This is a genomic window from Alteromonas sp. S015, assembly GCF_036864485.1.
Taxonomy (GTDB): domain Bacteria; phylum Pseudomonadota; class Gammaproteobacteria; order Enterobacterales; family Alteromonadaceae; genus Alteromonas.
The window spans coordinates 51,897-64,386 of the sequence record NZ_JAZETO010000005.1 but is presented as its reverse complement, the minus strand read 5'-3'; the positions used below and the strand labels follow the sequence as shown (position 1 = coordinate 64,386).

General features: G+C 44.6%; 8 protein-coding genes. 2 read left to right on the top strand and 6 right to left on the bottom strand.

From position 1 onward, the window contains the following. Positions 1-1,221: a pyridoxal phosphate-dependent aminotransferase gene (locus V7R42_RS10770; protein ID WP_334020214.1), complete on the bottom strand. Its 1,221-nt coding sequence runs from the start codon at positions 1,219-1,221 to the stop codon at positions 1-3. 272 nt (positions 1,222-1,493) lie between these two features. Between V7R42_RS10770 and V7R42_RS10765 the strand changes: the two genes are divergently transcribed. Both V7R42_RS10765 and V7R42_RS10760 read left to right on the top strand, forming a co-directional pair. Further along, entirely contained in the window at positions 1,494-2,288 is a 795-nt protein-coding gene (locus V7R42_RS10765; protein ID WP_014949751.1) for a DUF2189 domain-containing protein, read from the top strand. A gap of 415 nt (positions 2,289-2,703) precedes the next feature. Then, on the top strand, positions 2,704-3,048 hold the full coding sequence (locus tag V7R42_RS10760; protein ID WP_334020213.1) for a DUF3718 domain-containing protein: 345 nt from the start codon (positions 2,704-2,706) through the stop codon (positions 3,046-3,048). Positions 3,049-3,174: 126 nt separating this feature from the next. On the opposite strand, the gene V7R42_RS10755 is transcribed toward V7R42_RS10760, so the two are convergent. The 5 genes from V7R42_RS10755 to V7R42_RS10735 all read right to left on the bottom strand — a co-directional run bounded on the left by V7R42_RS10755 (position 3,175) and on the right by V7R42_RS10735 (position 12,468). Then, positions 3,175-6,354: an efflux RND transporter permease subunit gene (locus tag V7R42_RS10755; RefSeq protein WP_334020212.1), complete on the bottom strand. Its 3,180-nt coding sequence runs from the start codon at positions 6,352-6,354 to the stop codon at positions 3,175-3,177. After that, positions 6,351-9,734, bottom strand: a complete 3,384-nt coding sequence (locus V7R42_RS10750; protein ID WP_334020211.1) for an efflux RND transporter permease subunit — start codon at positions 9,732-9,734, stop codon at positions 6,351-6,353. Before V7R42_RS10750 ends, V7R42_RS10755 begins: the two co-directional genes overlap by 4 nt. A 25-nt stretch (positions 9,735-9,759) precedes the next feature. Further along, the gene (locus tag V7R42_RS10745; RefSeq protein ID WP_334020210.1) at positions 9,760-10,893 is read right to left on the bottom strand and encodes an efflux RND transporter periplasmic adaptor subunit; all 1,134 of its coding nucleotides are present in this window, start codon (positions 10,891-10,893) and stop codon (positions 9,760-9,762) included. A 213-nt stretch (positions 10,894-11,106) separates the two neighbouring features. Beyond that, complete coding sequence (locus tag V7R42_RS10740; RefSeq protein WP_334020208.1) at positions 11,107-11,499, bottom strand: OsmC family protein; 393 nt, start codon at positions 11,497-11,499, stop codon at positions 11,107-11,109. An 84-nt stretch (positions 11,500-11,583) separates the two neighbouring features. Beyond that, positions 11,584-12,468 carry a CvfB family protein gene (locus V7R42_RS10735; protein WP_334020207.1) on the bottom strand — a complete coding sequence of 295 codons (885 nt, stop codon included), beginning with the start codon at positions 12,466-12,468 and terminating at the stop codon, positions 11,584-11,586. Positions 12,469-12,490: the final 22 nt, after the last annotated feature.

The following is a 12,490-nucleotide window of genomic DNA, read 5'->3' as shown; positions in this document are numbered from 1 at the left end:
TTAAGCCCCTTGTTTGTACGTTCTAAAGAAGTTGCCAATACGGTGCAGAGCCGGCACTAATACATCGCTGTGCGGTAAAAATACTAACCGGAAGTAGGTGCCTTCGGTTAGGTTAAACGCGCGCCCATGTACCAGCAGAATTTTTTCAGAGCTTAATAAATCCAGCACCATTTGCTCGTCGTTTTTAATATTGAACTTCTTCTCATCCACTTTGGCGAAACAATACATCGCCCCTTTAGGTTTAACGCAAGAAATCCCGTCAATGCCATTAAGCATATCTGTCGTTACGTCACGCTGAATGCGCAGTCGTCCGTTTTCTTTCACTAAATCGTCAATACTCTGATAGCCGCCTAATGCAGTTTGAATGGCGCTTTGACAAGGTACGTTGGCGCACATTCGCATGGAAGATAGGATGTTTAGCCCTTCAATATAGTCCGACGCCAAGCGCTTGTTGCCGCTTACTACAAGCCAGCCAGAACGGAATCCCGCCACGCGATAGTTTTTGCTCAGGCCGCCAAACGTTACAAAAAACACATCGTCAGCCAGTGAAGCGATACTGGTGTGCTTTGCTTCGTCGTAAAGAATTTTGTCGTAAATCTCGTCGCTAAATACAACAAGTCCGTGTTCGCGGGCGACTTCAACCACCTCTTGCAACAAGGCTTTATCGTAAACTGCACCCGTTGGGTTGTTGGGGTTGATAAGCACAATTGCGCGAGTTTTACTGGTGATTTTACTTTTTATGTCGTCAATGTCCGGGAACCAGCCTGCTTGCTCGTCGCAACGATAATGAACGGGTGAGCCCGAAGAAAGGCTCACTGCTGCGGTCCAAAGCGGGTAGTCAGGGCTTGGAATAAGCACTTCATCGCCATGATTAAGCAACGCTTGCATCGCCATCATGATTAACTCAGATACGCCGTTACCAATATAAACGTCGTCTACACGGATGTCTTTAATGTTTCGCTGCTGGTAGTACTGCATCACGGCCACACGGGCAGCATAAATTCCTGTCGAGTCTGAATATCCTTGAGACGTAGGCAGGTTATGAATAACGTCTTTTACAATATCGTCAGGGGCTTCAAATCCAAATGGTGCGGGATTACCGATATTCAGCTTTAATATGCGATGTCCTTCGTCTTCCATTTTGCGTGCTTGCGCAGCAATGGGGCCTCTGATGTCGTAACAAACGTTATCTAATTTATGTGAGCGAGATACAGTTTTCATGGTCTATTTGGTTGATTTACATACCCTGAGATTATCGCAATACAAAGTCATATGCGATGGCCTTTTTGCAGTATTTCCGCTTTAAACACCACTTTTTTTACCAAGTGACTATTTATTGAACATATAACGAGATAAATAATCCGCTTGTCACTTAAGTATAAAATTTATGTTAATATCTTGTGAACTTTTCATTCTGCGCCTATCGTAGTAGTAAGGCGTGTATAAAAAACGCGTTAGTAACAAACGAGCTAACAAGCAGAGGTGATAAGAATATGTCGCACCATTTCAAAGAAACACCAGAGAATGCTATTACGCAAAGTGGTATCGCACGCGTTATTCCCTGTAAAGAATTAGACGTTGGCGACCCAATAAAGTGGTTGTCTCTGGCATTACGAGACGCTATGCGCGCGCCGGGTCTCACATTATTTTATGGCGTGCTCTTCGCAGTGATTCCGTGGTTCATTATGTACTTGGTTGAAATGACAGGTTGGCATTTAGTTATTTTACCTGCCATTGTCTGTTTCATGTTGGTAGGTCCATTTTTGGCTGCTGGTCTCTACGATGTAAGTTGGGAAATGGAAAAGGGCCATAAACCCACGCTTCGGCATTCGCTGCGAGCAATGCGGAGAAACGCGTTTAACGAGTGGGGGTTCGCCATATTGCTTATGGTTATGATGATTTTTTGGTTGCGTGTTGCTTCGCTAATCCATGCACTTTACCCACCTTATATAGAAAACGATCTAGAAAGCTTGTTGCCGTTTTTAGCGCTAGGCACAATTGTTGGTGCGGGCTTTACATTGGCCATGCTTTTCATTACGGCGTTTACACAACCAATTTTGATGGAACGCAAAGTTGACCTTGCTACAGCAGTACTGACTAGCGTGAACGCAGTGTGGTTGAATAAGGTTCCCATGCTTATTTGGGGGGCGATCATCTTTACCACCGTCGCGATTGGTTATGTAACCGGGTTTATTGGTTTTATCGTGTTAATGCCTATTATCGGCTACGCGTCATGGCATGCTTATATTGACGCTATTGAAACTAAGCGTGAACGCAAATATGAGTAATAGGCCATATTGTGTAATTTAGTTACGTAAAAATAGGCGAAAATTGCTTGTTAATTAGGCTGTATCTTCAAATTTTTTGTTAAAATTACAGTTTTAAGGCCCCAGAGGGGGCCTTTTTATATTAAAGTCTTATACTTCTTTCTTTCTACAAGTTACTCTACTATACATATTAGTAATATATAATTTAAATTATCCTTCACAAAACAGTCGCTTAAGTTGGTAACAACGGTGTAACAACCTGATTTACCGCATATTTACCGCCGTTACACAATCATTCAACAGAAAAATTTCGTTTCTTAGTGCATAAATAAAGGGCGTTGGGCGAAATGTTGATTCATTCAGCTTTGTTCAATCAAAACTTAGAGTTTGCCACAAACTTAACTAAAACCCTTAACCATTCATTGAGGAATTAACCATGAAACTAGCAAATACTAAACTAGCTAACGCGGTAAAAGTGCTAGCCGTAACTGCAAGCGTAGCATTTAGCGTTAACGCAACTGCTGCAGCACCGCAAAAAGACATACGCTTTGTAGGCGAAACCCAATTCGCAGGGTTTTGTAAAGCGGTAATCAACGATGACGTAAGAGTACTTCGCTCTAGTCTTTCACGTAATGTAGGTCGTATTGGCGCTAGCCAACGTGAAGTATTACGTATGGTAACGTCTGAAGAAGGTTTGACTTGTAATGGAAGTAGTCTGATTGAGTTTTCAGTTGAGCGTGATGCTAACGCGGTACATGAGTACCTAACGTCGCGTAGCTAAGGCATTGACTGCTGTTACATCAAACCCAGAAAAAGCGGGCTAGTGTTATCGCCTCATCGTTTATCAAGACGAAGATGATAAAAACTAAACCCGCTTTTTGTCTTCTTATTTTTTCAACTTTATTTATTAGTTCGCTATTTTTATGTATGTCGCCACGCGCGCCTTACTGGTTTTAAACAAACGTTGCGTTTTAAACCTAAGCTTTAGCAGCAGCACATAGGCAAGAGGCACTAAGAACAAGCTGGTCAAGGTTGAGAACACCAGCCCACCAATGATAGCAATAGCCATTGGTGAGTATGGAGGTCCGTCGCCGCCAATACGAGTACTCCCCATAGCAAGTGGAATTAGTCCTAGAACCGTCGTGGCTACTGTCATCAGAATAGGTCTGATACGCGTCATACATCCTTCAATTACTGCACTGTATAGCGACAAACCTTCGTTGACCATCTGATTAATTCTGTCTACCAATACAATGCCATTATTGACTACAATGCCCATCAATATCAGCATACCAATCATCCCCATGATAGACATAGATGTACCTGTTACCATGTATGCCCAAAAAACACCGGTAAAAGAGAACAGTAGCGATGTAATTACTGACGTTGGAAGGATTAGCGATTCAAACAGCGCAGCCATCACCACATAAATCATGCAAAGTGCTAACAGCATATTCATTTGCATTACTGTATTGGCTTCATCCTGGCGAGAGAAGCTGCCGTCTAGTGTCCACTTATAGCCTGTAGGCAGTTCGATATTAGCCAATGCTTTCTCTATGCGTTCACGTGCTTGTTCGGTGGTGGTTTCACCCTCTAAGTTTGCACCAATTGCAAGCGCAGTTTGACGATAGTTGCGGTTAATTTGAGACAGCTGAGGCACCACGGTGAAATCCGCAATCATATTTAGCGTTACTGATTGACCCTGTGTAAACCCAATATTGATATTCTTAAGTTCACTTAGCGAGGCTTGAATATCGCTGCCGAATTTAAGCTGAACCGCCACTTCTCCGGCGTCACCATAGCGAAATGTGCGTAAATTGCTGCCTCTTAGGGCCGTAGAGATAAGCTTAGCTACATCATTAACCTGTATACCGAAGCGATTTGCTTTCTCTCTGTCTATCCGTATCTGAACCTCATCGCGGGTAGACCCCGTGTCGGCTTTTACATCTTCCAGTCCTTCAATAGCAGAAAGAATAGGAATGAACTGCTCTGAAATAGTTAGCAAGGTTTCTGAAGATTCGCCCAACAGCGTTACTCTTACGCCACCACCATTGCCACTATCCCATTGAAAAGAAGGGCGAGCACGCACAAACGAAGGCATGTTTTCACGAATATCCTCTTTTATTTTTCCTACACTCACGGGCAAATTGTCATTAAGCGTAATACCACTGACTGCATGACCGGCGGTAAAATAGGTATAAACCTGTTTAATATGAAAACGCTCTTGGTTTTCATAAAGGTAAGCTTCCATTTTATCAACGGTTTTTTCCACTTCATCCAAGGTGAAGTTTTGCGTTACATGATAGTTAAGCCAAATGCGCTCTTGATTGTCGTTACCCTCATCGTCAGACGTTACCACCTGCATTGGAACAAAGGTCGACGCGAGAATAAGCAAAGCAATAACACAAGTTGTGCCCTGATGTTTCAACATCCAGTTAAGCGCACGGCCATAGCCTTTTATGTAGGACGGTGTTTGAGGCGTTTTTACAACTGGGATCTTTACCTTTGTTGTCAGCAACGGAATAAGTGTTTTAGCAATGAAAAGCGACGCGAACAGGGATATACAGATAGCCACAGCAACGTGCTCTAGGAAAATAGTCACGTCTATTTTTACCCCAATAATATTAGGCAAAAACACTATTGCGGTGGTTGCAGTTCCGGCAATAACCGCAAGGCTGACTTTGTTTACACCAATCTGAGTAGCTCGCTTAATGTCTCCCTCTTGTTGGCGTTCTTGAAATACGCTTTCAGTGATCACAACAGCGTTGTCTACCAGCATACCCACGGCAAGCATGAGGCCCATTAACGATAAGATGTTAAGGGTATAGCCCAATAGATACATCACACCTAAGGTAATACAAATTGAGAATGGTACAGAAAGCACGACGATTAAGGTGGTGATAAGCTGGCGCAAAAATAAGTACAGCACAATAACTGAAAGTAACGCACCTAAAAGACCTGCGTTTAGCAAATCGCTCAGCGACGAAGTTACGCTTTTAGCGGTGTCGTCCATTACAAATAAACTAATGCCTGAAAACTCAGGGTCTTCCTTGGCTTTTTCGATCACTTTCATCACCGCGTCAGAAACTTCAACGAGATTGCTGCCCGATTCGCGAAATACGTTAAAACCTACCGCAAAGGTACGATCTAAATGACGTCCTTCGTTGCGCTGAGGAAGCTCGTAAGTCACGCTGGCAATATCAGACAGACGCACGCTGCGAGTAACCCACATGTTTTTAAAGTCGTTCACATCGGTAAATTCGCCAGTGGGGTTAACCAGAATTTTTTCACCGTTATTGTACATGTAGCCCGCAGTTAGTGAGAAATTTGCGTTTTGAAGCTGCTGCTCTAAACGGGTGCTGTCTATTTGGTAGGCCGCCATTTTTTTAGGATCTAAGCGAATAGTGATTTGGCGCTTCATGGTGCCGTATAACTCAACTTTCGATACACCCGGAACACGCTCTAGCGGACGCTTAAGGTTGCGTTCTAGCAAGTCGTAGGCGTTTGATAAGTCGCGGTCGCTCGATACACGCAGCTGGAATATAGGCATATCATTGGTATTAAACTTGTACACCATGATCCGCTCTATATCGTCAGGAAGTTCGTGGCGAATAGCGTCAATCTTCTCCCGCGCTTCAATACTTTTGGCTTTGAGGTTTTCATCCCAGTCGAACTCCACAATGACCTCCGCCATATTGTCGTACGACCGTGCCCTTAATCGCTTTATCCCCGACATGGTAGCAACGGCCTCTTCTACAGGGCGGGTAATCATGGTTTCAATCTCAACTGGCGTTGCATCAGGGTAGGGGATCTGCACTACCATTTCTGGAATATCAATCCCAGGGAATTTCTCTAAAGGCAATAAGCGTCCAGATACAATGCCGAACAGCAACATAGACAAAAATAGCATTCCGATGGTTACGGGTTTATTTAGTGCAAAGCGTGCAAGCCCAGCGCCTATACCTGCAATTTTTGAAAGGTGCGGCTGTGAAGCTATATCTGTCTCGCGTTTACTCGGTTCACTTGTTTGGCGCTTTTCAGTATGGGTTTCAGAACTGTTATTAGCGTTGTGAGAAGGTGTACTCATAGTACACCTCCTTTTGGCATTGCTTCCTCGTTACCAAAGCCTACGTTTTCACTAGAATTATCTTTCACAGACGCTTTCTTCTTAACGTCGAACACGCTGTAAAGCACTGGTAGTAATATGAGGGTGAGTAAGCTTGCAAACAGAAGGCCGTAAATAACCGTGATGGCCATTGGCGTGCGAATTTCAGCACCTTCGCCAAAACCAAATGCCATAGGCAATAGACCTAACACCGTAGTGAGTGTAGTCATCACAATAGGGCGTAGGCGGGTCTTCGCAGCATCGAGAATAGCCGTGTCTTTATCTACCCCTTGACGACGTAGCTGATTAATACGGTCAACTAATACAATAGCGTTATTCACTACAATACCGCACAGCATAATTAAACCGATAAATACCACTACGTTTAGCGGCGTATTGGTAAGCCACAATCCATACACAGAACCCGCGCCAGCTAGCGGCACTGCGAATAAAATAAGCAGTGGGTGCAGCAACGACTCAAACTGTGACGCCATAACCAAATACACCATAAACACCGCAAGTGCCAAAGCAAACTGTAGCGAACGGAAGCTGCTTTGCATGTCTTCACTTTGTCCAGTTACTGTTGCACTTAAAGATAGAGGAAGTTGGGTTTCATCAATGACTTTATTAGCAACGGCAACCGCTTCATCAAGCTTACCTTTGGCTAAATTCGCAGATACCAGCGCCACACGCTGCTGTCCAACGCGAGTGATTTCGCTAGGGCCTACACTCATGTACACGTCTGCAACGGCACTTAATGGAATAGGTTGTGCAGAGCCTGGATTAACAACAATGGCGCGTACACTGGCGATGTCATCTCGCTGGTTTTCTTGCGTTCTTACTAGCACATCTACCTTTCTGTCTTCAACACTATACTGTGTAGCGACACGGCCACCTACTTTGGCCGCAATCAGCTGAGAAACGGTTGATGCATCAAGCTCAAGGCGAGCAAGTTTGGCGTGATGGAAGGCTATCTTAAGCTCTGGGTTTCCGTCACGAATGCTGGTCGTTACGTCTGCAAAATTATTAAAACTGGCTAGTTTTGTCGCAATGGCGTCGCCATACTGCTGTAATTGATTAAGGTCGTAGCCCGCAATTTCAATTTGAATAGGGGATGCAAAGCTAAATAGCTCAGGCTCTGAAAACGTTGCCTGAACCTGAGGTTTAAAGGCTAAATGATCGCGAACGGCACGCTTTACCGCGTCCATATCGGCAGCTGTCGCAGAAGGCTGCATGACAATGTTTAAGCGGCCCCAATGATCGCCACCCTGGTTAGGCGCGGCGCTTATAAGGCTACCGGTACCAGACATGGCATACGTGCGAAGCACCTTGGTTTCGCCGCCATCATTGTTATTTACTGCAACCGCAGCAAGCTCGCTGATAATAGCGTCGGTACGCGCCAGTGGCGAGCCCGCAGGGAGGGTCACTTCTACCGAAAATTCTCCTTGTGACAGGGTAGGGATAAGTTCCATACCTAGTCTTGGTACAAGCATTATCGCGCCAGCAGCAAGAATAAAGGCAGTAGCTAACACCAGCGCTTTGGCCTTAAGGCTTACGCGCAGCAGTTTTTCATAAGCAGAAGCGAGAAGGTCAAACGTTTTATTGAACACCCAAATAAGTGGTCTAAAGGCAACGCTCAGTGATTTGCTGACGATATGCCATGCGCCAATCACCAAGGTTACTAAGGCAGCAGGCAAAAATACGAATACAAGCCTGAATACCCAACGAATAGGCAGGGTAAAGTAGTATATAACTTTGCCAAGCATTGATGTAGATGGCGTGGGTGTTGGGGCAGTGAACACCTCTTCGTGATCGAGCTGTTGCTTTTTCTTCCTATGTGCCATCGCAGGGATTAGTGTAAGGGCGACAAAAAGCGACGCGGCCAAAGCAAACGAGACGGTCAACGCTTGATCTTTAAACAGCTGACCTGCAATGCCTTCTACAAATATTAACGGCACAAACACGGCCATAGTGGTCAGTGTCGAAGCCACGATTGCGCCAGAGACTTCTTTTGTTCCTTCGCTGGCTGCAGATGCCTCAGCGTCTGTGGCTTCTGCCGTTGTTTTTTCATTAGCTGTAGCGTTATCACTCCCAGCCATTTTTAACTTCTTATGGCGATCGATATTTTCAAGCACAACAATGCTGTTATCTACCAATAACCCAACAGCAAGTGCGATACCACCTAAGCTCATCATGTTTAAGCTTATATCGTTGGCATACATTAGATTAAAGGTAGCAATTACTGATACCGGAATAGAAACCGAGATAATAACGGTAGTCCAGAAGTCTTTAAGAAAAAGGTAGAGCACTAACATGGCTAAAATACCGCCCATCACTGCCGCTGATTTTACGTTGTCTATAGCTTGCTTAATGAACACGCTTTGGTCATAAATTTCGCTTAGCGTGTAGTTAGAAGGCAGGTTGTTGTTAACCTCATTTAACCGGCTAGCCACTTTTTGCGCAACGTTGACCGCATTAGCATCGCCTTCTTTATAAATGGCAATTTCAATGCCTTCATTGCCGTTAAAGCGCGTTACCACATCACGGTCTTTATACGCACTTTCTACCGTGGCAATATCTTTAAGCTGGATATTTCTGCCTTCAAAACGGCCAATGAAGAGGTTTTCGATATCGCTTAGTGTTTCAAACTGATTCAGGGTTCTGACCAAAAACGCTTGGGCTGCGTTATCAATTCGGCCGCCCGCCACGTTAATGTTTTCAGCACTTACCCGGTCAATAATGCGGGTAATGGGAATAGACAGCTGACTGGCTTTTTGCTGGTCGATAAGAATGTGTATTTCGTTTTCTAAACCACCGCCAACGCGCACGGCTGCCACACCTTCTACTGACTCTAACCCCCGCTTTACCTGCTGTTCGGCATATAGACGTAATCGCTTCATTTGCGCTACACTTAAACTTGACGTATCGCTTTGTGCCGTAAGCCCCAGTTTAATTACCGGGTCTAAACTTGGGTTAAAACGAAGGAGCCTTGGCTTTTCTATATCAAGGGGGAGCTGCAATACATCAAGTTTCTCGCGCACTTCTAAGCTAGCGAAATCCATGTCAGTACCCCATGCAAATGAAAGCACTACGTCAGACTGACCTGCACGCGATGTGGACGTGACTTTACGTACGCCTTTTACTACGCCGATGGCTTCTTCAATGGGTTTTGAAACCAGTTGTTCGACTTCGCCTGGTGCTGCACCGTCGTAGTCAGTACGAATGGTGAGAGTAGGGTAAGATAAGTCAGGCAGAAGGTTAACCGACAGCCTGCCTAGTGACACCATACCAAATAGCAATACCGCAAAAGTGAACATACTAACGGCAACAGGGCGCTTTACAGCAATATCTACAATACGCATTGTTTGTGTTCCTTGTTAGGCCGAATTAGCTGTTAACTACTTCAACAGGGGCGCTGTCTTTCAAGTTTTGGTGGCCTGCGGTAACCACTTCCTCATTACCGTTTAAACCATTGATAACTTCAACGACTTCGTTGTTTTCAAAGCCAGTAGAGATATCAACTTTTTTAACTTTGCCGTTATCAACAACGAATACGCTGTGGCTGTTATCGATGGTAACCAGCGCTCTGCGGGGCAACAATGTGGCGTTAGCATGGGTAGCATATTCAAGCGATACATCGGTAAACATGCCGGCTTTGAGTTTGTTGTCTTCGTTCGGTACTTTTAAGGTTACTTTGAACGTGCCGGTGGTTGCATCGATGACCGGGCTTATACGTTCAACACTCGCGGTGATACTTCTGTCGCCTAAAGCCGCCACGGTAAGCTCTGCACCTTGTCCAATCACTACGTTAGGTAGCTCATTTTCAGGCAGATACACAATGCCTTGAAGATTACGTTGCTGAACGATATGGAACATTCTCTCCCGTTGGAACGATTCAGTTAGGTTGCCTACTTTGGCATTCCTTTCTGCAATGTATCCATCAATTGGGGCTGTGATAGTGGCTTCTTTCAAATCAAGTTCAGCCAAGCGTACAGATGCTTTTGCTGATTCAAATTGCGAAGTGAGCTTGTCGTAAGTGTCATCGCTGATAAGCTTTTTAGAATAGACTTTGTTGACCTTTTCCAGCTCACTTTCAATGCCGGCTAAATCAGCCAGTGCTTTCGACAAGTTAAGCTCGTAGCGACGCTTATCAAGCTGCGCAAGCACTTGGCCTTTTTCAACATAATCACCTTCTTCTACGAAGATTTCTTCGATGATCCCAGAGGCTCGCGCAACGACAAAGGCTTCTTCACGGGCTTCTAAAATAGCTGTTGTGTCATAGGTGGACGTAATGTCGCCAGTGATAATGGTCTGAGTTTCAACGGGAATCGCAAAAACGGTTTCCTCCACCTCTGTGGTTTCGGCTTTGTCGTTTATGGCATCGGCATCGGAGCATGCGGCCATTGAAAGCGATAAGGCAACAATACCACTTCCAACAAGTAGTTTGAGCGATACCGGAGAAAACGGTAAGAGAGAGCGGAACGGAGAGAAAGTAGTGTTGGTTTGCGCTGATGTATCCATGGTCAATAACCCTAACGTGTTTGTCGTTATATAATAATGACCGTTTACAGCAGCTAACATGCCAAAGATGTTAACTAATGTTAAATCTTATATTTTTCAATTGCTTACATGTGTAATATAGCGTTTCTACAAAAAAGCCAACCAAGACGGTTGGCTTTTTTTACTAATGCTTAGCGATAATTGCTAATAAGAGGTTTATTCCACTATAGTTTATTAAACCAAAGTATAGCTTGTAGTGATCGCTACATTACCCGTAAGCATAAGCATGACGGAACAGTATTTTTCTGCAGAAAGCTGTACAGCGCGCGCTAGCGCCTTTTCGCTAATGCCTTCACCTGACACCGTGTAATGTGCGTGAATTTTAGTAAATACACGAGGTGGTTCTTCAGCACGCTCAGCGTCCAATTCACAATTACAGGCTTCAATGTTAAAGCGGCCTTTTTTAAGAATGTCTACCACGTCGATGCTTGAACAAGCACCAACCGCTAGTAGTACCGACTCCATCGGTGATACGGCCTTACCGCTGCCGTCCATCACCGTTTTGTAACCGCTGTCTGTAGTCCCTGTAAAAGTTAAATCTTGATCCCAAGAAACACGTGCTTTCATTGTTTGTCCTAATGTCATAAAAATAAAAAAGGAAGCTGCAAGACAGGCCAGTTTAGCGCTTCAATGCAGCTGTGACATGTACGTTTATTTGTTTAGGCGAACCGCGTCAGGACCAAGCGTAATTTTCTTCTGCTTGTACAATGCCCCTAACGCTTTTTTATAAGCCGCTTTACTTACGTTAAAATGAGAGTAAATGGCTTCTGGGGCACTCTTATCCGTTAGCGTAGAAATGCCGCCGTGGGCTTCTAAGTCATCCAAAATGGCTTGTTGAAGTGCATCGCGGCCACCTTTGTCAACGCGCTGAAGCGCAACGTCCACTTTTCCATCATCGCGAATGGTTTTAATAACCCCTTCAGTGGCTTGCCCAACTTTAAGCGGCTTAAAGGCGTCACTGTGAAAAATTAACCCTAAGCTCTTTTCATTGATAACCACTTTAAAGCCTAACTCTGTTTTGGCGTAGACTACGCAATCAACGATATCGCCTTCACTAAGATAGGCGCTGCTTTCTTTTAGGAAGTAGTGAAGCTTAGTAGCCCCTAAAATGCGCTGGGTTTTATCATCAAAAAAGGTGTGAACTACGTAGTACATGCCTGGATTTACAGGTTGAGCTTGGTAATCGTTAGGCATTAAAAGATCGTTCTCTAAGCCCCAATCGAAGAATGCGCCAAAATTGGTCGCAGATACCGCTTTAAGTACCTTAGTTTCGCCCACTTGAATGAGTGGTTTCTTCATTGTGGCATAAAGGTCGCCGCGCTGATCCGTAGCCACAAATACTTCAATCTGTTGCCCTTCGGTTAATGGCGTTTCTACTTCGTCAATCGCAAGTGTAACGGTTTGCTGCTCATCAGCATCATCTATTTCTATTACGCTGTCGTTCTCGTCATCGTTTTCGACAAGTGGCGCTAAAGCGTAGCCAAAAGGGTATTGGGCTACCACGCGTAATGTATTAATTTTTCCAATATTTATCATCAGCACTGACTTTTTAAAAAGA